Raw genomic sequence first — 22104 nt, 5'->3', positions numbered from 1 at the left:
CGGCACGCCGCCCGAACCCCGGGGCTCAGAGCCCGAGGGCCGACCCGCGCTCAGAGCCCGGGGGCCCACCCCCGCCCGAGGCCCGGGGGGCGACCCGTCAGGGCTGACCCGCCACGACCCCCGCCAGGAAGCGCCGGACGATCTCCTCCCCGGCCGTCACCCCCACCTCCGCGAGGGCGGTGACGCCGGGGGCCGTCCAGCCGCTGTCGGCGAGTTCGCCGTGCCCGGGCCGCCAGCCCGCGTCCGCCGCGAGCAGCAGGTCCGCGTCGAGCAGCGAGTCCCCGGCGGCGAGCACGGTGGTGGCCCCGCAGCGCTTCACGACCTCGGCGAGCGCGGCGCTCTTGGTGAGCGGCGCCGGTACGGCGTACACCTTGCGGCCCTGCAGCGAGACCGCCCAGCCGCGCTCGGCGCACCAGCCGGTGAGCTCCTCCAGCCAGCCCGTCGGCAGGGCGGCGCGCTCGACCACCAGGTAGGCGAACAGCTCGTCGGCGATGCGCCGCTTGTGCGTCCACTCCGGGTCGGCGCACACCGCGAGCCGCCGGACGACCTCCTCCAGCGGGGCCGAGTCGGCGGCGATCCGCGCGGTGATCTCGGTGCGCCAGTCCGGGTCCGGAACGCCGTCCACCAGCAGCTGCCCGCCGTTGGCGCAGATCGCGTACTCGGGGACCCAACCCGGCGTCGGCCCGGGCAACTTGACCCGCCCGTACTGCTCCGGCGTCCGGGTGGTGGAGGGGACGAAGCGGGTCTGCCGGGCGAGATCGGCCAGCAGCCCGGCGGCCCGTTCGGTCATGAAGGACAGCGGCCGCCCCTGGTACACCTCGACGCAGAGCAGCCGCGGCGCCAGCCCGTCGGGGACGTCCAGGGCGAGGGCCCGGTCGGAGTAGATCAGCGTCCGGTCGAGATCGCTGGCCACCAGAACACCCATCAGGATTCCCTCCCCGTAACGAACACCCCAGTCCCTCCGGCCACTTCGGTCCGTCTCGACACTTCAGCCCCTTCGGACACCGCAGCCCCTTCGGACACCGCAGCCCCTTCGGATACCGCAGGCCCGTCCGACACCGCCAGCCGCTCGGACACCGCCGACCGCTCCGCAGCCGCCCCGCCCCCGGCCACCGCCGACCGCCCGTCGGCCCCGGTCGCCCCGCGGCTGTAGCGGGGGTGGATCAGGCCGACGCAGGTGTACGGCAGGCCGTCCACCTCCTCGACCTCGACCCCGCGCTGGGCGGCCAGCAGCCGGACGTGGTCCAGGTCCGCGCCCGCCCCGCGCCGGGCGAGGATCCGCCAGGGCACGCGGCGCAGCAGCACCCGGGTGGTCTCCCCGACCCCGGGCTTGACCAGGTTGACGTTGTCGATGCCGTACTCGGCGCTGATCCGCTCGACGGCGGCCCAACCGGCCCAGTCCGGCGTCCGGTCCGGGTCGGCGGCCAGCCGGTCGGCGCCCTCGACCGCGGTTTCCCGCACCTCCTCGAAGCAGGCGGCCACGGCGTCCAGGAAGACCGCGGAGACGTCGCTCCCGGCCAGCTCGGCGTAGTGCTTGGCCCCGTGGAAGTCGTCCGGCCCGATCAGGCCGGCCCGCAGGACGGTGCGCGAAACCAGCCCGGACACCGTGGAGTTGAGGCAGGCGGACGGGATCAGGAAGTCGTCCCGGGTGCCGTACGTTCGGACGCAGCGGCCCGGGTCGGCGAGGACCGCGAGCCCGGGGTCGAAGCCGGTGCCGGCCAAGGCGTCGGCGAGTTCGCGGGTGATCGCGCCCTTGCCCGTCCAGCCGTCCACGAAGACCACGTCCGCGGCGCGGTGGTGTGCGGCCAGGTAGCGCAGCGCGACGGGGTCGATGCCCCGGCCGCGCACGATCGAGACCGCGTAGTGCGGTACGGACAGGCCGTGGGCGAACGCCAGCCAGCGGCGGATCAGGATGCCGACGGGTGTGCCGGCCCGGGCCAGCGAGGCGAGCACCAGCTCGGGACCGCGCTCGCGCAGCAGCGTCTCGGCGACGGTGCCGACGGCGAGCGCGATCCGACGGGAGGAGCCGTTCAGCGCCTGGTGGAACAGCTCCTGGTAGTCGGCGCTGGGCTGGTACTCGACCGGCAGCGACTCCGCGTAGTGCGCACCGCCGCTCTGGACGGCCTCCTCGCGCTCTTCGGTGGGCGCCTCCAGCGCGACCCCGGAGAGGTCCTTCAGCAACCAGGCCACTTCCTCGGCGCGGTACGACGAGAACCCCGGCCCGTACAGCGGCACGGGCAGCGACCGCACGGGCAGCGACGGCACGGCCAGCGCCGACTCGGAAGCGGATGCCGCCGCCACCTCCCCCGCCGACGCCGCCCCCACCGGAACCCCCGCGGACGCCGCCGCCGGAGCCCCCACCGCCCCCGCCACCGGCACCGGCCGGTGCGACGGCACCACCGCGAGCACCACCCGGTCCGTCACCCCCCGCAGCTGCCCGAGCAGTGCCCGCTCGCCCTCGTGCAACGCCGGGGTGTCGGCGAGGTCGTCGACCACCAGCACCACCGCGTCGAAGCGCCGAGCCGGGTCGCTGCCGGGGGCGACGTTGTACGCGTAGCGCTCGCGCGAGGCGTCGTCCTGCGGGTCGTCGTGGGCGGGGAAGACCAGCCGGGTGCGGATGGCGTAGCCGGGGTCGTCCACTGCCAGGACGGGCGAGCGGGTGGTGGTGGAGTAGCGGACTCGGTCGTCGCCGAGGCGCTCGGCGAGGGCTTCGGCCAGGCGCAGCGGCGTGTACATCAGCTCCTCGAAGCCGAGCACCAGCACCCGCCGCGCCCCGGCGGGCAGTGCCTCGGCCAGCTGCCCGGACAGCCGGGGCAGCGCGGCGTCCAGCCGGGCGCGGTCGTGGACGGTGAAGCCGTGCCGGCCGCCGTCCGGGAGCCCGACGGGCCAGTCCAGCGCGACCCGGACCAGCGGCGCGGGGGCGGGCCCCTGCCCGGCGGTGTCCGCCGGAGAGGCCGCGCTCCCGCCCGTCGCCTCGGCGATCAGCCGCTCGGCCCGGGCCGGCAGGTCCTCGGGCAGCTCGACGCCGCCGCTGGCGGTGACGACCAGGTCGAGCCGGGCGCCGAGTTCGGCGGCGGCCTCGTCGAGCGTGTTCCGGTCTGCGGCGGAGCGCAGGTCGACCAGGGCGACCACGACGTAGTGGTCGCGGGGGTGGCGGGCGTGCAGTTCGCGGATGGTGTTGAGCACCGTCCGCCCGGTCGAGAACTCGTCGTCCACCAGCACCAGCGGCCCGTCCCCGGCCAGGAGTCCGGGGTCGGCGGGGAGCAGCAGGTGCGAGGTGGCGTGCGAGTGCTCCTCCTCGAAGCCGCCGAGCGGGGTCAGCCCGGGCACCGGACGGCGGGTGGAGTGCAGGTAGGGGGCGTCGAGTCCGTCGGCGACGCTGTGGCCGAGGCCGGTGGCGGTCTCCGCGTAGCCGAGTACGACGGCCCGGGCGGCCGCCGCCTCGCCGAGCAGCTCGCGGACGCGCCGACCGAGGTCGACCCCGGCGCCGTGGACCACCGAGGGGAGCTGCGGCACGTGCTTGCCGAGCACGTTGGAGACCAGCAGGTGGGCGCGCTTGCCGTTCTCCCGGAGCGCGAGGCCGACGAGTTCGGGGAGGCGCTCGGAGCCGGTCAGCACGATCCCGGCCCGGTCGGCGACCCATCGTCCGGTCCACGTCTGCGGTGTCACTGTCACTGCTGGTCCTGCTTTCGGTGGTGCGTCGGTGCGTTCGTTCGTCTTATCGGTCGTACGGGAACTGGGAGGAACGGGCCGGCCTCGGCCGCACGAACAGGCCCCGCTCCCCCGGGGAATCGGCCGCGCAGCCCCGCCCACCCACCCGCTCGGCGCCCCGGCCTCACCGGCCACCCACCCGCCCGCCCGCTCGGAGACCCAACCTCACCCGCACACACAGGCGCCCCAACCTCGCCCGCCCGCCCGCTCGGCGGCCCAACCTCACCCGCACAGACAGGCCGCCAACAGCTCGGCGAAGCTCACGTCCTCCCTGGCCACCCCGAACACCTCCGCCCGCAGCAGTACCCGCTCCGCCCAGGCCCGGTGCGGCCTGGCCTCGTTCATCTTGTTGGTGTACGCCGAGCGCAGCACCCCGCCCCCGTCCTGCTCCTGCCGGAGGATGTCCCGGGCGTCGCAGTACTCCTCGTGCGTGACCACCGACAGGGCGTGCACGGCGGGCACGTGGCTGGGGTGGATGCAGGTCTTGCCGAGCAGGCCGTTGGCCCGGTCGAGTTCGACCTCGCGGATCAGCCCGTCCAGGTCGTGCTCGATGATCCGCCGGCGGATCTCCTCGCCGGAGGCCCGGACCGTCCCGGCGGCCGTGAGCGAGGCCCCGGCGAACGGGGTGCGGCGCAGCTGCGGCTTGAACATGCGCTCCTGCACCGGGAAGTACTCCCAGACCGGTCCGGTGACGGTGTACCCGGTGCCGTCCGCCCGGCCGAGCACGTTGACCACGTCCCCGATCACCGCCGCGACCAGCGCGACGTCGTACGCGGTGAGGTCGGGCGAGCGCCGCAGGCCGTACGCGGAGCAGAGGTCGGTGACGCCGAGCCGGACGGCGAGCACCCGTTCCCGGTGCCCGGCGAGCAGTTCGGCGATGCCGAAGAGCTGCTCACGCCGGGTCTCCAGGTGGGCGAGCTGGGGCGATTCCAGGACGGGCATGGCGAACAGCCGCCGTCCGGTCGCGGCCTCGGCGGAGGCGAGCGCGGCCAGGTAGTCGGCGCCGTTCTCCGGGGTGAACTTCGGCAGCACGAAGCCGCTGAGCAGCTCGACGGCCGGTCCGAGGCGCTCGGCCAGGTCGAGGATCTGGGAGGCCGTGCGGACTCTGATGAAGAGCAATGGATGGCCCTGTGTGCAGTCGGTGAAGTCCTTGACCAAGTCAGTCAACTGATCGACCAGGTTCCGCTCCCCGGCGCCCACCTCGTGGTCGGCGATCGCGTCCTCCAGGCAGAGCACCATCGACACCACGCCGCGAGCTGCCTGTTTGCGGATGTCGGCGGCCAGGGCGGGCCTGGTGGCGGGGCTGTAGAGGGTGCCGCCGAGCGCGGTGGCGAGCACTTCGGGCCCGCTGCGCGCGGTGAAGGGGCGCGGCTGCTCCAGGAAGAGTCGGCCGCGTACGTCCTCGGCGAGGTGGCCGAAATGGCGCAAGGTGCTCTCCTCCAGGAAGTGAACGGGCCTGCGGCCCGTGCCGTGGACGCCCCCGGCGCCGCCCCCGGGTGGACACCGTCCTACCGGGCCGGCGCCGTCCCACCGGGCCGTCGACGCCCGCCGTGCGAACCGGTCGGCGCCCCTCTGCCGAACCCCCGGCGGGCCTCTCGACCGCCCATCGTACGGACGGGATCCGGCCGTCCCCGGTTCCCCGGCACTGAACTCCCGGAACATCCCGGTCCACTTGGTCGATCACGGGGGTTGCATCGGCAAACCCCGCGAAGCGCAAGTCTTGGCAAAGTCCACCACGGCGCGGACCGGTCCGGTCACGTTGTCCGAAGGGGTGGCGAACAGGCAGGATGGTCCGCTATGACGCACGTGATGGCCAAGGGCGCCAACATCGCACTGCCGGCGGCGGCGGTCCGCGCCGTGCTGCGCTGGAGCGCCGCGCCCGGTGCGCCGGACGTGGACGCGTCCGCGCTGCTGCTCGGCGCCGACGGCAGGGTCCGTTCGGACGCCGACTTCGTCTTCTACAACCAGCCGCGCCACCCGTCCGGCCTGGTCCGCCACCTGCCCAAGCAGCAGACCCCCGGCGGCGCCGAGATCACCGACACGATCGAGGTCGAGCTCGGCAAGCTGCCCGCCGACGTGGACCGCGTGGTACTGGCCGGCTCCTCCGAGGGCGGGCCGTTCCGGATGGTGCCGGGCCTGCGGCTGCTGCTGTTCGACGCCACCGCCGGTGACGGCGCACCCGCGCTGGCCGAGTTCGAGATCAGCGACGCCGAGAGCGTCACCGCACTGGTCGCGGGTGAGCTGTACCGCCGGGCCGGGTCCTGGAAGTTCCGGGCGATCGGCCAGGGCTACACCTCCGGGCTGATCGGCCTGGCCACCGACTTCGGCATCACCGTCGAGGACGAGGCGGCTGACTCCGCGCCCGCCCCGGCGCCGACCCCGGCTCCCGCCTCCACCGGCTCGCGGGCCACCACCTCGCCCACGGGCGCCGTGGACCCGCGCAGCACCCCGCTGCCGGACCCGCGCTCGTCCGCCCCCGAGCCGGGCACCTTCACCCTGGCCCCAGCCGTCCCCCAGCCGCCCTCGCCCTCCCCGGCCGCCCCGGCGCCGACCGCCCCGGCCCCGGTCGCCGCCCCCACCGGCGGCCCGACGGGAGCACGGACGGGCGCCCCGGCCAGCCCCCCGCCCGCCACGCCGCCGACCCCGCCGCCGCCCACGGCTCCGCCGACGGTGCCCCCGACCGCCCCGCCGGTCCCGCCCGCCCAGCCGCCGGCCCACCAGCCCGGCACCGGCTACGGCTACCCCCAGCAGCAGCCCGGCACGGGGTACGGCTATCCGCAGCAGCACCCCGGGGCGGGCTACGGCTATCCGCAGCCCACCCAGCCGTACCCGCAGCAGCCGGGCACCGGTTACGGCTACCCCCAGCCCAACCAGCCCGTCCCGCCGCAGCAGCAGCCGCCGCACCCGGGCGGCTACGGCTACCCGCAGCAGCCCGGCACCGGCCAGCAGCCGCCCGTCCCGCCCCAGCCCCCGACGGCCCAGCCGCCGGCGCCCACCGGCGAGGAGTTCGCCCTGCCCCCGCAGGGCCCGCAGTTCCAGCCCCGCTGACAGCAGCCGTCAGCTGACACCACCCGCCCGGGACCGCACACGCCGGCTGACACCACCCACCCGGGACGGCACCCACCCGGGCGGCGGGCACCCGGGCGGCGGGCACCCGACGAGCGTCAGTCGCCGCCGCCCGGTTGGTTCTTGTAACCGCGCTGCCACTGCATCCCGAAGCCGTACAACCGGTCGATGTCGGCCTGGAAGCCGTTGACGTACCGCACCTCGCGGCGCACGGTCAGCTGGTTGTCCCCCGCGTTCTCGATCAGCACCACGGCACAGGACCGGGCCGCTCGGGCCCGCTCCTCCAGCTTGATCTCGATCCGCGGCCCGGTCTGCGGCACGATCGTCACGACCGCCTGGGACTGCTCGAAGGCCGGTGTGCCGTCGTAGATGTAGACGAAGATCAACAGACGCTTGAACTTGTCCTTCTTCTCCAGGTTGACGTACATCGTCTCGCCCGAGGGCGCCCCGTACTGGTCGTCGCCGCTCAGCTTGATGTACGGCGCTTTCTGGAGGTCACCGAAGAGACCGCCGAGCGGCTGCACCACGCCGGTGGAGCCGTCGGAGAGCTCGTACATGCACGCGAGGTCGAGGTCGACGTTCATCGGCTCGTTGCCCTGCGGCGAGTCCGGCTCCAGCGGGCTGAGGATCCGCGGGCTGAAGAACCGCTTGAGCGATTCCCGGGTACTCGGCCGACCGGAGCCCGCCCGCATCGACCAGTGCAGGTTGACGTAGAGGTAGCCGGTGGTGGCGGCCGACCCGGTGATCGCGTGCTGCGGGGTCGACTTGGTGAGTATGACCTTGTGCTGACCGCCGGGGTTGTCGAAGGTGTAGCTCCGGTCCCCGCGCAGGTACTCCCAGATCGAGACCATCCCGGCTTCTCCCCTCCCCCGGCTCCCGCCAGGCGATCTGACGGTCCGCCGACCAATGATCGGGCATCCGCCCGGCCGACCGATACCCCGTCCGTCCCCGCCCTATCCCGAGCGGGCACGGACCGGGCACTCGACCGGGCACCGGGCCGGCCCACCGGACAGCCGAGCCCGCCACCCGCCCGACAGCGGAGACAACCGGACGACCGGACCGGCCCCCGGCCCGACCGACCACCCCGACCACCCGCCCGAGAGCCGAACTGGCAGGCGAACCACGGGAGAACCGGAGACGAACGGGCGGGTCGATTGGCCCCGTTCGACCGCCCTCCCGTAACATGCCGCCCCTTCGGACGCGATATCGTCTAGCCGCACAGGTGTCCCGTCCGCCCCTGCGCGGGCGCGGTCGGCACTCCGTGCGGTGACGAACGATCCGTCAGGCAGTGCCCACCCGGCGGGACCTGACCGCCTGTGTCGCACCGTGAACCTGTCCCCTTCGGAAACCCGAGGCCCGACCCGCAATGAACCTGACCTCCATACAGCTGGTCTGGACCGTCGTCGGCGGCGCAGCCCTGCTGTTCGTCGCCGTCCTGATGGCGACGCTGCGTTTCAAGAACTCGAAGAAGGACGAGTCCACCGACTCCTGGGAGCGCAGCGAGGAGCGTCGGCGCCGCAAGGAGATGATCTACGGCATCTCCTCCTACACGCTGCTGTTCTGCTGTGCGGGTGTCGCCGCCGCGCTGTCGTTCCACGGGCTGGTCGGCTTCGGCAAGGAGAACCTGGGCCTGTCCGGCGGCTGGGAGTACCTCGTCCCGTTCGGCCTGGACGGCGCCGCGATGTTCTGCTCGGTCCTCGCCGTCCGCGAGGCCAGCCACGGTGACGCCGCGCTCGGCTCCCGCCTGCTGGTCTGGGTGTTCGCGATCGCCTCGGCCTGGTTCAACTGGGTGCACGCCCCGCGCGGCTTCGGCCACGCCGGCGCCCCGCAGTTCTTCTCCGGCATGTCGATCTCGGCGGCGATCCTGTTCGACCGGGCGCTCAAGCAGACCCGCAAGGCGGCGCTGCGCGAGCAGGGCCTGGTGCCCCGCCCGCTGCCGCAGATCCGCATCGTCCGCTGGCTGCGCGCCCCGCGCGAGACCTACGCGGCCTGGTCGCTGATGCTCCTGGAGAACGTCCGCAGCCTGGACGAGGCGGTCGAGGAGGTGCGCGAGGAGCGCCAGGCGAAGCTGGACGCCAAGGCCCGCGCCCGCACCGCCGACCGCCGCGAGCGCGCCGAACTGAAGGCCATCTCCCGCCAGGGCGGCGGCATGCTGGCCCGGGCCCGCGGGGGCCGCCAGGTGCCCGCCCTCACGGCTGCCGGAGACGGCCCGAGCGCTACGGAGCCTGCCCTAGCCACGGGGTCCGACGCCACCACCTCGACCTCGCCCACCTCGACGGCCGGCACCTCCTCGCTGGAGCCCGCCGCCCTGGACTCCGGCCGCCGCCCCCGTGCCGCCGTCGGCTCCTCGTACTCCTCCTACTCCTCGCCCTCGACCTACGCGTCCGCGTCGAGCTCCACGTCCGCTCCCTCCTCGTCGGCTTCCTCGTCCTCCTCGTCCTCCTCGTCCGACCTCCTCGGCTCCTCCCGCCGCGGCTCGTCGATCGACCTGACGGCCGACGACGACACCCTGTCGATGCCGAAGCTGGACTCGCTGGAGCGCAAGCTGCGCGCGATCGAGCAGCAGCTCGGCTGACGCTCGCCGCCGCGCCGGAACAACGGAAACGGCCGCCCCCGGGAAACCCCGGAGGCGGCCGTTCTCACTCGCCCGGCAAGCCACTCGCCCGGCAAGCCACTGGCCCGGAAAGCCACTCGCCGGCAAGCCGTCGGCCCGGCAAGCCACTCGCCCGGCGAAGCACTCGCCGGCAAGCCGCTCGCCGTACGGGCTACTGCCCGCTGCCGACCAACTCCCGCTCCTCGTCCGAGCCCTCGCGCCGGTTGCGCAGGATCGACGAGCCGAGCGCCAGCCCGATGAAGGCGACCCCGATCAGGCCGGTGACGATCTCCGGGATGTGGTACTTGATCCCGATCAGAAGGATCGCCGCCAGCGCGCCGATGGCGTAGTGCGCGCCGTGCTCCAGGTAGACGTAGTCGTCCAGGGTGCCCTTGCGGACCAGGAAGACGGTCAGCGAGCGGATGTACATCGCGCCGATGCCGAGGCCCAGGGTGATCTGGAAGATGTCACTGGAGATGGCGAAAGCGCCCACCACTCCGTCGAAGGAGAACGAGGCGTCCAGCACCTCCAGGTAGAGGAACAGGAAGAACGCGGCCTTGCCGCCGACCTGGACGATCGACTTGCCGGCCTTCTCCGCCTCCTCCTCACGCTCCTCCTCGGCCTCCAGGCCCGACTCGAAGATCGAGGAGAGACCGTTGACCGCGAGGTAGGTGACCAGGCCGAGGACGCCCGCGAGCAGCACCGTCTCGGCGTGCTCCCCGGCGAAGAAGTTGGACGCCAGCAGCAGGGCGACCAGGGCGACGACGGTGGAGAAGGCCTCCAGCTTGCCGACCTTCTCCAGCGGGCGCTCGATCCAGGACAGCCAGTTGTAGTCCTTCTCCTCGAAGATGAAGTCGAGGAAGATCATGAGCAGGAAGACGCCGCCGAAGGCCGCGATGGCCGGGTTGGCCGCTTCCAGGTACTGGGCGTAGGTGAGGCCCTCGTACGTCTTGTCGGAGTGCAGCGCGAGGTCGATGACGGTCGCGGGGGCGAGCTTCGCGGTGAGGCCGACGACCAGCAGCGGGAAGATCAGTCGCATCCCGAAGACGGCGATGAGCACGCCCACCGTCAGGAAGATCTTCTGCCAGAACGGGTTCATCCGCTTCAACACCGTGGCGTTGACCACCGCGTTGTCGAACGACAGGGAGATCTCCAGGATGGAGAGGATCAGCACGATGCCGAAGCCTTCAGCCCCCCAGATCAGGCCGGCCGCGATCAGGCCGATGACGGTGATCGCGAACGACCAGCCGAATGTGCGGAGGAACACGGGAGTTGGCTACCTTTCGGGTTCTGGCCGTGCCGGGGGCGGCCTCGTCCCCGAGACGCCCTGACCGGGCCCGGCCCGGTCAGGTCACCCCCGCACTGCCCTTGGTTCTCATGGTCGGGTCGGGTGCGATGGTCCGATTTCCGCCCTTACTGTACGTTCACGCCGAAGTCGAGCGCGATCCCGCGCAGGCCGGAGGCGTAGCCCTGGCCCACGGCGCGGAACTTCCACTCGCCCCCGTAGCGGTACAGCTCACCGAAGATCATCGCGGTCTCGCCGGACGCGTCCTCGGACAGGTCGTAGCGGGCGATCTCCTGGCCGTCGACCGAGTTGACGACCCGGATGTAGGCGTTGCGGACCTGCCCGAAGTTCTGCAGCCGCGCCTCGGCGTCGTAGATCGAGACCGCGAAGACGACCTTGTCCGCCTGGGCCGGGACGAGCTCCAGGTTGACCAGGACCACCTCGTCGTCGCCCGTGTCCTCGCCGCCGGTGAGGTTGTCGCCCTGGTGCTCCACCGAGCCCTCGGGGCTCTTGAGGTTGTTGTAGAAGACGAAGTACTCGTCACCGAGCACTCGCCCGCCACCGCAGAGCAGGGCGCTCGCGTCGAGGTCGAACGGGGCGCCCGTGGTCGAACGGGCGGACCAGCCGAGGCCGATCTGGACCTGCGTCAGGTTCGGCGCGGCCTTGGTGAGCGAGACGTTGCCACCCTTGGCGAGCGTGACCACCATGACGTTCTTCCTCCCTTGCTTCTCCCGGGGCGCGCCTTCCAGGTGTAATGCCCCGCGCCCCCGGCCGACCGGCTTTGGTCGGCTGAACTTCCTGAACTCACATCCTCGCAGCGTGGCGGACCCCCGCGGCACCGGATCGGACGAACCCCCGACCGGCCCGCGCCCGACCGTACGAACACCGGCCGGACGAACACCGGGCATACGACACCGGGCGTACGAACACCAGCCGTACGAGCAGCGGTCGCACGAACACCGACGGCACGAACCCCGATCGTACGAACGACCGCCGCACGGAACCGGGGCGGCCCCGGACCTCAGTGGTCCGGGGCCGCCCCGGGATGCCGATGCCGCCGCGTGCCGAAGGACGCCGACGGGCGCCGGAGGACGCCGACGAGGACTCAGACGTTGACGCCGAAGTCCTGCGCGATGCCGCGCAGGCCGGAGGCGTACCCCTGGCCGATGGCGCGGAACTTCCACTCGGCGCCGTTGCGGTACAGCTCGCCGAAGACCATCGCCGTCTCGGTGGAGGCGTCCTCGGAGAGGTCGTAGCGGGCCAGCTCGGTGTTGTCAGCCTGGTTCACCACGCGGATGAAGGCGTTGCGCACCTGGCCGAAGTTCTGGCCGCGGGTCTCGGCGTCGTAGATCGACACCGGGAAGACGATCTTCTCGACGTCCGCCGGGACGCCGGCCAGGTTGACCTTGATGGCCTCGTCGTCGCCCTCGCCCTCGCCGGTGAGGTTGTCGCCGGTGTGCTCGACCGAGCCGTCCGGGCTCTTCAGGTTGTTGAAGAACACGAAGTTGCCGTCCGAGGCGACCTTGCCCTGGGCGTTGCACAGCAGTGCGCTGGCGTCCAGGTCGAAGTCCGCGCCGGTGGTGGTCCGGACGTCCCAGCCCAGGCCCACGACCACGGCCGTGAGGCCGGGGGCCTCCTTGGTGAGCGAGACGTTGCCGCCCTTGCTGAGGCTGACTCCCACGTGTCCTCCAAGAATCGGGAGGCACGTCCTGTCACGGTGCCCCCGGTGGTGCGGTCCGGGACTCCGGGAGACGAATCGGCTCCCGCGCCCCACTCCGCCAACGGCCCGAGCGTAGTACGCGGTTCCCGTCCGCAGCGCGGTTCGGGTCGGACACGGCCGTTCGACACCCGGCCGGACGTGGGCGGACGGGCGGCGGCACCCCCGGCGCCCCGGGCCGACGCCCCATCTCCCCGCGCCGCGGGCCGACGCCCCCATCGCCCCCGCCCCGCGCCGCACCCCCGCCCGGCGCCCAGACGCCCCGCGTCGGCACGAGGCGCCGGCACGAGGCGTCGGCACGAGGCGTCGGCACGAGGCGCCGGCACGAGGCGTCGGCCGGGCGGCTCAGAGCCCGGCGAGGACCTTGAGGTACTCCTGCTCGTCCCGGGCGTCCGGGAGGCCGTTGACCACGCTCCAGCGCACCACGCCGGCCCGGTCGATCACGAAGGTGCCGCGCAGCGGGCAGCCCCGCTCCTCGTCCAGGACGCCGTACGCCCGGGTGACCTCGCCGTGCGGCCAGAAGTCGGCCAGCAGCGGGAACTCCAGACCCTCCCGGTCGGCCAGCACGCGCTGGGAGAACTGCGAGTCGCAGGAGAGGCCGAGCACCTGGACGTCCTCGTTCTGCAGCCCGGCCAGCTCGCGCTGGATCGCGCCCAGCTCGCCGGTGCAGACGCCGGTGAAGGCGAACGGGTAGAAGACCAGGACGACGTTCTTCTCGCCGCGGAAGTCGGCGAGCCGGACCGACTCCCCGTGCTGGTTGGTGAGCTCGAAGTCCGGAGCCTGGGTGCCGACCTCGACGGCCATGGGCGGGACCTTTCTGACGCGACCGCGCCGCGCGGCGGGCGCGGCCGGACTCATCCTCGCATTCCCTCACGGCCGTTCGGCCGAACGGATGACGCGGCCCCGCCCGGCACCCGATCACTTTCGCCCTGGGCGAACGCGACGGGGCGGCGCTCCGGCCCCCAGCCCGGCCTCTCAGCCCGGCCTCTCAGCCCGGCCTCTCAGCCCGGCCCTCGGCCCGGCCCCGGCGCGAAGAACCCCCGTCCGGACTCCCGGAGGGGGCCGGCCGGGCCCACCGGTGAGCAGCGACCGCAAAGCGCCGGGCCCCGTCGGAGCGTGACTCCGACGGGGCCCGGCGCGGGTCTTCGGGTTCCGTTCAGCGCTTGCCCGGCTTCGCCGTCGACTTGGTCGCGAGCCGGGTGGCCGCCCAGTCCTTGACGATGTTGATCGAGCTGGTCTGGGAGAGGCCGGCGGTCTTGGCCGCGTCGTTGATCTCGGAGGCCTCGACGTGGCCGTCCCGCCCGGTCTTGGGCGTCATCAGCCAGATGATGCCGCCCTCGGCCAGGTACTCCAGGGCGTCGACGAGGGAGTCCGTGAGGTCCCCGTCATCGTCGCGGTGCCACAGCAGGACGGCGTCCGCGACGTCGTCGTAGTCCTCGTCGACGAGATCCGTCCCGGTGATCTCCTCGATGCCCTCGCGGAGGTCCTGGTCAGTGTCTTCGTCGTACCCCAGCTCCTGGATGATCTGGCCCTCTTCGAAGCCCAGACGGGTTGCCGGGTTGGACTTGTCCGCGGGGTCCGCGGTCGCGCTCACGGGAATAACCTCCAGTATTCGGCTCGGCGTCCGTGCCGAGGCTGTGGCCGTAGTCCACACGGGCGCGGCGGTTCGCGCAAGTACCCGACCCCCGATCCCCTCCAAAGGTTGACGTGTCGCACCGGGACACGCCGCTTCCACGTGTCGGGAATCACACCGATTTGCCCTTCTCTGCGTGGGACAAGGATGCTTCGGGTGGTCCCGGCCCACAGGCCGCACGCGTGCCCGAGATGCGAACGGCATTCGGGGTCCGCGCGTGCGCGGGCGTAGAGTCTCCTGTTGGCCCTCACCCCGGCCGCCCGCCATCGGGCGGACGGGACACCAGGTCGGACCACCTCTTTTCGTAACACCCGGGGGTGTGCGAGCGGACGAAGACGCCCGCGCAGCGCACCGCCAGACCGGCCCGCCCACCAGGCGGAACGGTTACCGATCGGTAGAGATGACGGATCTCCGAGCGCGGTAGCACGATGGAGGCGGCGCGACACACCTCAGTTTCGACCGACAGTGAAGGAACAGCGTGGCTTCCGGATCCGATCGCAACCCGATCATCATTGGCGGCCTTCCGAGTCAGGTCCCGGACTTCGATCCCGAGGAGACCGCGGAATGGCTGGAGTCGCTCGATGCGGCCATCGACGAGCGGGGGCGTGAGCGTGCCCGTTACCTGATGCTGCGGCTGATCGAGCGCGCCCGCGAGAAGCGTGTCGCCGTGCCCGAGATGCGCAGCACGGACTACGTCAACACCATCGCCACCAAGGACGAGCCGTTCTTCCCCGGCAACGAGGAGATCGAGCGCAGGATCCTGAACGCGACGCGATGGAACGCGGCCGTCATGGTCTCCCGGGCGCAGCGCCCGGGCATCGGCGTCGGTGGCCACATCGCCACCTTCGCCTCTTCCGCGTCGCTCTACGACGTCGGCTTCAACTACTTCTTCCGCGGCAAGGACGCCGAGGGCGAGTCCGGCGACCAGATCTTCTTCCAGGGCCACGCCTCCCCCGGCATCTACGCCCGCGCCTTCCTGCTGGACCGACTCACCGAGCAGCAGCTCGACGCGTTCCGCCAGGAGAAGTCGAAGGCCCCGTACGGCCTGTCCAGCTACCCGCACCCGCGGCTGATGCCGGACTTCTGGGAGTTCCCGACCGTCTCGATGGGCCTCGGCCCCCTCGGCGCGATCTACCAGGCCCGGATGAACCGCTACCTGGAGCACCGCGGCATCAAGGACACCTCCGACTCGCAGGTGTACGCCTTCCTCGGCGACGGCGAGATGGACGAGCCCGAGTCGCTCGGCCAGCTCTCCCTGGCCGCCCGCGAGGGCCTGGACAACCTGACCTTCGTGGTGAACTGCAACCTGCAGCGCCTCGACGGCCCGGTCCGCGGCAACGGCAAGATCATCCAGGAGCTGGAGTCCCAGTTCCGGGGCGCCGGCTGGAACGTGATCAAGCTCATCTGGGACCGCAGCTGGGACCCGCTGCTCGCGCAGGACCGCGACGGCGTCCTGGTCAACAAGCTGAACACCACGGTGGACGGCCAGTTCCAGACCTACGCCACCGAGTCCGGCGCGTACATCCGCGAGCACTTCTTCGGCTCCGACCTGCGCCTGCGCAAGATGGTCGAGAGCATGACCGACCAGCAGATCCAGCACCTGGGTCGCGGCGGCCACGACCACAAGAAGATCTACGCGGCGTTCAAGGCGGCCCGCGAGCACAAGGGCCAGCCGACGGTCATCCTCGCCCAGACGGTCAAGGGCTGGACGCTGGGCCCCAACTTCGAGGGCCGCAACGCCACCCACCAGATGAAGAAGCTGACGGTCGAGGACCTGAAGCGCTTCCGCGACCGGCTACACCTGCCGATCACCGACAAGCAGCTCGAGGAGGGCTACCCGCCCTACTACCACCCGGGCCGCGACTCGGAGGAGATCCAGTACATGCACGACCGCCGGCAGGAGCTCGGCGGCTACGTGCCGACCCGCAAGGTCCGCCCGCGGAAGCTGGAACTGCCCGGCGACGACGCGTACAAGGCGGTCAAGAAGGGTTCCGGCAACCAGACCATCGCCACGACCATGGCGTTCGTCCGGCTGCTCAAGGACCTCATGCGGGACAAGGGCATCGGCAACCGCTTCGTGCCGATCGCGCCGGACGAGTACCGCACCTTCGGCATGGACTCGCTCTTCCCGTCGGCGAAGATCTACAACCCGCTCGGCCAGACCTACGAGTCGGTCGACCGGGACCTGCTCCTCGCCTACAAGGAGTCCCCGACCGGCCAGATGCTGCACGACGGCATCTCCGAGGCGGGCTGCACCGCGTCGCTGATCGCCGCGGGCTCGGCCTACGCCACCCACGGCGAGCCGCTGATCCCGGTGTACGTCTTCTACTCGATGTTCGGGTTCCAGCGCACCGGCGACCAGTTCTGGCAGATGGCCGACCAGCTGGCCCGCGGCTTCGTGCTCGGCGCCACCGCCGGCCGCACCACGCTGACCGGTGAGGGCCTGCAGCACGCCGACGGCCACTCGCACCTGCTGGCCTCGACCAACCCCGGTGTCGTCGCGTACGACCCGGCGTACGGCTTCGAGATCGCGCACATCGTCCAGGACGGTCTGCGCCGGATGTACGGCTCCAGCGCCGAGCACCCGCACGGCGAGGACGTCTTCTACTACCTCACCGTGTACAACGAGCCGATCAAGATGCCGGCCGAGCCCGAGAACGTGGACGTCGAGGGCATCCTCAAGGGCCTGTACAAGTACGCTCCGGGCACCGCCGGCCAGATCCCGGCCCAGATCCTCGCCTCCGGCGTGGCCGTGCCGTGGGCCCTGGAGGCCCAGCGCATCCTCGCCGAGGAGTGGAACGTCAAGGCCGACGTCTGGTCCGCGACCTCCTGGAACGAGCTGCGCCGCGACGCGGTGGAGGCCGAGGAGTTCAACCTGCTGCACCCCGAGGAGCAGCAGCGCGTGCCGTACGTCACCCAGAAGCTCCAGGGTGCCGAGGGCCCGGTCGTCGCGGTGTCCGACTGGATGCGCGCGGTGCCGGACCAGATCTCCCGCTGGGTCCCGGGCCAGTACCAGTCGCTGGGCGCCGACGGCTTCGGCTTCGCCGACACCCGTGGCGCGGCCCGTCGCTTCTTCCACATCGACGCGCAGTCGGTGGTCCTGGCGGTGCTCACCGAGCTCGCCAAGCAGGGCAAGATCGACCGCTCGGCGCTGAAGGACGCGATCGACCGCTACCAGCTGCTGGACGTCGCGGCGGCCGACCCGGGCGCCGCCGGCGGCGACGCCTGATCGGCCGGTAGGCACTGACGGGCCGGACTCCCCCCGGGGGGAGTCCGGCCCGTCGTCGTCCCCCCGCGCACCGGCCCCGCCCGCGAGCGGGCACGCCCCCGGGCACCACGACGGCCCCGTCCGGGAACCCGCCCGTCCCCGGGCACCACGACGGCCCCGGACTCCGCCGAGTCCGGGGCCGTGGCGTGCGGGCGGCCGTCAGATGTGCACGGCCGGGCCCGCGTCGGTGGTGCCGCGGCGGGTCAGCAGGCCCAGCACGGCGGCGGCGAAGGCCACCACGGAGGCGACCGCGAAGGCCAGCGACATGCCGCTGACGAAGGACTCGTGGACGGCGCCGGCCATCGCGTCCACCACCTGCTGCGGGGTGCCGGCCGGGGCCGGCGGGGCGATGCCGAGCTGGGCGGCCTGCTTGAGGCCCTCGGCCTCGGCGCCCTGGACGGGCGGCAGACCGGCCCCGGCCCAGTTGCCGGGCAGCACGTCGCCGACCTTGGCGGCCATCAGGGCGCCCAGCACCGCGGTCCCGAGGCTGCCGCCGACCTGCATCGCGGACTGCTGCAGCCCGCCGGCCACGCCGGACAGCTCCAGCGGGGCGTTGCCGACGATCACCTCGGTGGCGCCGACCATGACCGGGCTGATGCCGAGGCCCATCAGGACGAACCAGAGCGACATCACGCCGGTGCCGGAGCCGGTGTCCAGGGTGGACATGCCGAACATCGCGGTGGTGGTGATCAGCATGCCGGCCACGATCGGGATCCGCGGGCCGAGCTTGCCGATCGCGAGGCCGGCCACCGGCGAGCCGACGATCATCATCCCGGTCATCGGCAGCAGGTGGACGCCGGCCTCGACCGGCTTCATCCCGTGCACGTTCTGCAGGTAGAAGGTCACGAAGAAGATCGCGCCGAAGAACGCGAAGGCCATCAGCACCATCAGCAGCACGCCCGCCGACAACGGCACCGAGCGGAACAGGCTGAGCGGGATCAGCGGCTCGCGGGCCTTGCCCTGCCAGAGCGCGAACAGCACCATCAGCAGCACCGCGCCGCCCAGCAGGAGCAGCGTCCTGGCGTCGCCCCAGCCCCACTCGGGGGCCTTGATGATGCCGAAGACCAGCGCGAACATCCCGGCCGAGAGCAGCAGGATGCCGGGCACGTCGAAGGACTTGGCGGCGTTCTCGGCCCGTACGTCCTTGAGGATCCACAGGCCCAGCGCCAGCGCGATCAGGCCGACCGGGACGTTGATGAAGAACACCGACTCCCAGTTGACGTGCTCGACCAGCAATCCGCCGACGATCGGGCCGGCCGCGGTGGAGGCGCCGATCACGCCGCCCCAGATGCCGATCGCCATGTTGAGCCGCTCGGCCGGGAAGGCCCCGCGCAGCAGGCCGAGCGCGGCCGGCTGGAGCAGCGCGCCGAACAGGCCCTGGAGCACCCGGAAGGCGATCACGGTCTGGATGTTGCCCGCGAAGCCGATCGCGGCCGAGGTGGCGGCGAAGCCGACCGCGCCGACCAGGAAGGTGTTCTTGTGGCCGAACCGGTCGCCGATCTTGCCGGCGGTGATCAGGAAGACCGCCAGGGCGAGCAGGTAGCCGCTGGTGACCCACTGGATCTCGGAGGGCGCCGCGTGCAGCTTCTCCTGGATCACCGGGTTGGCGATGGCGACGATCGTGCCGTCCAGCGCGACCATCATGACGCCGACCGCCACGGTCAGCAGGGTCAGCCAGGGGTGCCCCTTGAGGCCCCCGGACGGTGACGTCGGCGGCGGGGCGTCCGCCTCGGAGTTCTTGACGACGGACTGGCTCATCTGGGCCCTCCGGGGGCGTGGCTCGTGCGGAACGTGGTCGTGGCGCCCCGGCCCACCCGTCCCCACAGGTGCCCCGGCCCGACGGGCGCCACTCGCGGCAGATTATGTCAGCCACTGACATTCGGCAAACAGTGACTTCTGGCCACGGCTGACATTTGTCAGAACGCTAAGGTTGTGCTCCCACCCGCCCACACCCGCGCTCCGGAAGGCCCCGCCATGGCCGCTCACACCCCCCGCCCCACCGGCACCCCGGAGGACCTCGGGCGGACACCCGGACTGCGCGAGCGCAAGAAGCAGCAGACCCGGGACGCCCTGGTCCAAGCCGCCCACATGCTCTTCCTCAGCCAGGGCTTCGCCCGGACCACCGTCGACGAGATCGCCACCGCCGTCGACGTCTCCCAGCGCACCTTCTTCCGCTACTTCGCCAACAAGGACGAGGTCGCACTCGCCGTGATGGCCGAGGCCGAGGACTACTTCATCGAGTGCCTGCGCAACCGCCCCGCCGAGGAGACCCCGCTCGAGGCCCTGCGCGCCTCGATCGTCAAGGCCTGGCGCGACCTCGGGAACGCCCGGACCTCCGGCCCCGGCTCGATCAGCAGCGCCCTGGAACTGCTGCGGATCATCGAGGAGACGCCCGCGCTGCTCGCCGCCCACCTGCGCCGGGTCACGGAGCAGGAGCGGCTGGTGGGCCGGGTGCTCGCCGAACGCGAGGGGTTGGACCCGGACCGCGACCTGCGCCCGGTCGTGCTCGCCGCCGTCTTCGGCAGCCTGCTGCGCTCCGCCCACCTGTCCTGGACCGCCGAGCACGAACCGGCCGGCCCCGAGGGCATGGTCGCCGTGATCGAGCGCTACTTCGACCAGCTCGGCCCCGCCCTGGCCGGCCACTGGCGGCCGCAGGAGTAGTACTCCGGTACTACCCGGGATCCGGCCCCGCGGTCGGATCCCGTCCGGGCCGCCCACCCCTACGCTGACGGGATGATCCACGCGTCCACCGGGCAGCCCCGCGGCCGGTCCCCGCGCAGCCTGCTCGCCCCGCTGCTGCACCCGTCCGGCGACCACACCCCGCTGCTGGCGCAGTCCCGGATCTCCTGGCTCCGCCACGTGCCCTACGTCGCAGCGGTCGCGGCGATCGCGGCACTGCTACCCAGCTCGATCAACGTGCTGGCCCACGACTACGGGCTCGACACCGGGCTCGCCGCGGCTCTCTCGGTGGCCCTGACCGCGCCCCTGCTCCTCGCGCCCACCCGGCCACTGCCCGCCTGGTGGATGATCGGGCTGACGAACCTGCTGACCTTCGCGCTGGTGCTCACGACCGGCCGGAACACCTCTCCCTCCTGGCCCTGGCCCGCCACGAGCGTGGTCGGCTACCTGCTGCTGGTGCTGCCGCTCGCCCTCCGCGAACCCCGGCGGACCCTGATCGCCGTCTGGCTGGCCACCGCCGGTGCGAGCCTGGTCTTCTCGGTGGTCGGCTCGGTCCGGGACTGGGGCGGGGACAACAGCCTGCTGGTGATCGCCCTGACCGGCGCGGTCCTCGTCCTCGGCGGCGCCCTCCGGGAAGGCGCCATCGCCCGCCGGTTGCTCTCCGAGCAGGAGCAGATCAGCGAGGTCGAGCGCGAGCGGCGCACCCTGCTGGAGGAACGCGCCCGGATCGCCCGGGAGTTGCACGACGTGGTGGCCCACCACATGTCGGTCATCGCGGTGCAGGCCGCCAGCGCGCCGTACCGCATCCCCGCGGTGCCGGCGGAGGCCGCCGAGGAGTTCACCGCGATCGCCGGCACCGCGCGCGAGTCGCTGGCCGAGATGCGCCGGCTGCTCGGCGTGCTGCGCAGCGAGGAGACCGGCGGGGAGCGGGCCCCGCAGCCCGGGGTCGGCCAACTCGCCCAGCTGGTCGAGACGGTGGGACGCGCCGGGGTGCCGGCCGAACTCGCCGTGGACGAGGGGCTGGCCGAGCGGGTGCCGCAGGCCGTCGGCCTGTCCGTCTACCGGATCGTGCAGGAGGCGCTGGCCAACGTGGTGCGGCACGCCCCCGGCGCGCGGACCTGGGTGTCGCTCTCGGCGGACGGCCCGGAGCTGCGGCTGACCGTGGTCAACGCGCCTCCGCCGCAGCGCACCGAGTCGCTGGAGGCCTCGGTCGAGGGCACCGGTCACGGCCTGGTCGGCATGCGGGAACGCGTACGGCTCGTGGATGGCAGGCTGGACACCGGCCCGCTGCCGGACGGCGGCTTCAAGGTGGCCGCCGTCCTGCCCCTCGACCTTCCCCGGGAGACCACCGCATGACCATCCGCGTGATCATCGTCGACGACCAGGCCATGGTGCGCGCGGGCTTCGCCGCCCTGCTGAACGCCCAGACCGACATCGACGTGGTGGGGGACGCGGCGGACGGCGCCCAGGCCCTGGAGGTCGTCGGCCGCACCCACCCGGACGTGGTGCTGATGGACGTCCGGATGCCCGTGATGGACGGTCTGGAAGCGGCCCGACGGCTGCTCGACCCGGCCGTCCCGGGCGCCCACCGGCCCAAGGTGCTGATGCTGACCACCTTCGACGTGGACGACTACGTGTACGAGGCGCTGCGCGCCGGGGCCAGCGGCTTCCTGCTCAAGGACGCCCCGCCGGCCGACCTGATCGCCGCGGTCCGCGTGGTCGCGGCCGGCGAGGCGCTGCTCGCCCCCTCGGTGACCCGGCGGCTGATCGAGGACTTCGCCCGCACCCGCCCGCCCAAGCGCCACGACCCCAGGGTGCGGCTCAACGGCCTGACCCCGCGCGAGACCGAGGTGCTGGAGCTGATCGCCCGCGGCCTGTCCAACCAGGAGATCGCCGCGAAGCTGGTGCTCGCCGAACAGACCGTCAAGACCCACATCGGACGCATCCTCGGCAAGCTCGACCTGCGTGACCGCGCCCAGGCGGTGGTCCTGGCCTACGAGTCGGGCCTGGTGACCCCCGGTCAGTGATCCGGCCCTCCCCTCCCGACGGACGGGGGTTATCCCCCCTTCCGACAGGAGGGAGAACCTCCTGATACCCCGGTACCACAGGGGAGTTGGCCCCGCGGGGTGACGCCCGCGGGGCCTTCGCGTTC

The 22104-nt window shown here is 72.5% G+C and carries 16 protein-coding genes; 6 read left to right on the top strand and 10 right to left on the bottom strand.

The annotated features are described in order from the left end of the window. Positions 1 to 97 precede the first annotated feature (97 nt). The 3 genes from ACZ6Y7_RS16475 to ACZ6Y7_RS16465 all read right to left on the bottom strand — a co-directional run bounded on the left by ACZ6Y7_RS16475 (position 98) and on the right by ACZ6Y7_RS16465 (position 5139). Positions 98 to 925 carry an HAD family hydrolase gene (locus ACZ6Y7_RS16475; RefSeq protein WP_465758563.1) on the bottom strand — a complete coding sequence of 276 codons (828 nt, stop codon included), beginning with the start codon at positions 923 to 925 and terminating at the stop codon, positions 98 to 100. Beyond that, positions 925 to 3675 carry a phosphoribosyltransferase gene (locus tag ACZ6Y7_RS16470; RefSeq protein ID WP_465758562.1) on the bottom strand — a complete coding sequence of 917 codons (2751 nt, stop codon included), beginning with the start codon at positions 3673 to 3675 and terminating at the stop codon, positions 925 to 927. The genes ACZ6Y7_RS16475 and ACZ6Y7_RS16470 overlap by 1 nt, the downstream gene beginning before the upstream one ends. Positions 3676 to 3933: 258 nt before the next feature. Continuing rightward, a complete protein-coding gene (locus ACZ6Y7_RS16465) occupies positions 3934 to 5139 on the bottom strand; it encodes an HpcH/HpaI aldolase/citrate lyase family protein (RefSeq protein WP_465758561.1) in 1206 nt (401 codons plus the stop codon). A gap of 369 nt (positions 5140 to 5508) precedes the next feature. On the opposite strand from ACZ6Y7_RS16465, the gene ACZ6Y7_RS16460 reads away from it, so the two are divergent. Then, positions 5509 to 6759, top strand: a complete 1251-nt coding sequence (locus ACZ6Y7_RS16460; protein ID WP_465758560.1) for a TerD family protein — start codon at positions 5509 to 5511, stop codon at positions 6757 to 6759. A gap of 116 nt (positions 6760 to 6875) precedes the next feature. Here the strand turns inward: ACZ6Y7_RS16460 and ACZ6Y7_RS16455 are convergent, their stop codons facing one another. Beyond that, positions 6876 to 7628, bottom strand: coding sequence for a Tellurium resistance (locus ACZ6Y7_RS16455; protein WP_465758559.1), 753 nt, complete (start codon positions 7626 to 7628; stop codon positions 6876 to 6878). A 515-nt stretch (positions 7629 to 8143) separates the two neighbouring features. Here ACZ6Y7_RS16455 and ACZ6Y7_RS16450 point away from each other — a divergent pair. Further along, positions 8144 to 9352, top strand: coding sequence for a DUF2637 domain-containing protein (locus ACZ6Y7_RS16450; RefSeq protein WP_465758558.1), 1209 nt, complete (start codon positions 8144 to 8146; stop codon positions 9350 to 9352). A 190-nt stretch (positions 9353 to 9542) separates the two neighbouring features. Here ACZ6Y7_RS16450 and ACZ6Y7_RS16445 read toward each other — a convergent pair whose 3' ends face one another. The 5 genes from ACZ6Y7_RS16445 to ACZ6Y7_RS16425 form a co-directional block, all read right to left on the bottom strand. Beyond that, on the bottom strand, positions 9543 to 10637 hold the full coding sequence (locus ACZ6Y7_RS16445; protein ID WP_465758557.1) for a DUF475 domain-containing protein: 1095 nt from the start codon (positions 10635 to 10637) through the stop codon (positions 9543 to 9545). Positions 10638 to 10783: 146 nt separating this feature from the next. After that, positions 10784 to 11362 carry a TerD family protein gene (locus tag ACZ6Y7_RS16440; RefSeq protein WP_465758556.1) on the bottom strand — a complete coding sequence of 193 codons (579 nt, stop codon included), beginning with the start codon at positions 11360 to 11362 and terminating at the stop codon, positions 10784 to 10786. A 398-nt stretch (positions 11363 to 11760) separates the two neighbouring features. Beyond that, the gene (locus ACZ6Y7_RS16435) at positions 11761 to 12336 is read right to left on the bottom strand and encodes a TerD family protein (RefSeq protein WP_402216004.1); all 576 of its coding nucleotides are present in this window, start codon (positions 12334 to 12336) and stop codon (positions 11761 to 11763) included. 381 nt (positions 12337 to 12717) lie between these two features. Next, positions 12718 to 13176: a peroxiredoxin gene (locus ACZ6Y7_RS16430; protein ID WP_465758555.1), complete on the bottom strand. Its 459-nt coding sequence runs from the start codon at positions 13174 to 13176 to the stop codon at positions 12718 to 12720. A 352-nt stretch (positions 13177 to 13528) separates the two neighbouring features. After that, a complete protein-coding gene (locus tag ACZ6Y7_RS16425; RefSeq protein WP_465758554.1) occupies positions 13529 to 13966 on the bottom strand; it encodes a DUF3052 domain-containing protein in 438 nt (145 codons plus the stop codon). A 517-nt stretch (positions 13967 to 14483) separates the two neighbouring features. On the opposite strand from ACZ6Y7_RS16425, the gene aceE reads away from it, so the two are divergent. Further along, positions 14484 to 17234, top strand: coding sequence for a pyruvate dehydrogenase (acetyl-transferring), homodimeric type (gene aceE, locus ACZ6Y7_RS16420; protein WP_465758553.1), 2751 nt, complete (start codon positions 14484 to 14486; stop codon positions 17232 to 17234). A 198-nt stretch (positions 17235 to 17432) separates the two neighbouring features. Here aceE and ACZ6Y7_RS16415 read toward each other — a convergent pair whose 3' ends face one another. After that, entirely contained in the window at positions 17433 to 19031 is a 1599-nt protein-coding gene (locus ACZ6Y7_RS16415) for an MFS transporter (RefSeq protein WP_465758552.1), read from the bottom strand. Between the two features lie 216 nt (positions 19032 to 19247). Between ACZ6Y7_RS16415 and ACZ6Y7_RS16410 the strand changes: the two genes are divergently transcribed. The 3 genes from ACZ6Y7_RS16410 to ACZ6Y7_RS16400 all read left to right on the top strand — a co-directional run bounded on the left by ACZ6Y7_RS16410 (position 19248) and on the right by ACZ6Y7_RS16400 (position 21979). After that, positions 19248 to 19934 carry a TetR/AcrR family transcriptional regulator gene (locus tag ACZ6Y7_RS16410; protein WP_465758551.1) on the top strand — a complete coding sequence of 229 codons (687 nt, stop codon included), beginning with the start codon at positions 19248 to 19250 and terminating at the stop codon, positions 19932 to 19934. Between the two features lie 72 nt (positions 19935 to 20006). Continuing rightward, complete coding sequence (locus ACZ6Y7_RS16405; RefSeq protein WP_465758550.1) at positions 20007 to 21308, top strand: sensor histidine kinase; 1302 nt, start codon at positions 20007 to 20009, stop codon at positions 21306 to 21308. Continuing rightward, positions 21305 to 21979 (top strand): response regulator, encoded by a 675-nt coding sequence (locus ACZ6Y7_RS16400; protein ID WP_465758549.1) that lies wholly within the window; start codon positions 21305 to 21307, stop codon positions 21977 to 21979. The genes ACZ6Y7_RS16405 and ACZ6Y7_RS16400 overlap by 4 nt, the downstream gene beginning before the upstream one ends. Positions 21980 to 22104 lie beyond the last annotated feature (125 nt).

It is taken from the genome of Kitasatospora sp. NPDC053308, from assembly GCF_055585785.1.
This window is presented reverse-complemented; position numbering and strand designations above follow the sequence as displayed.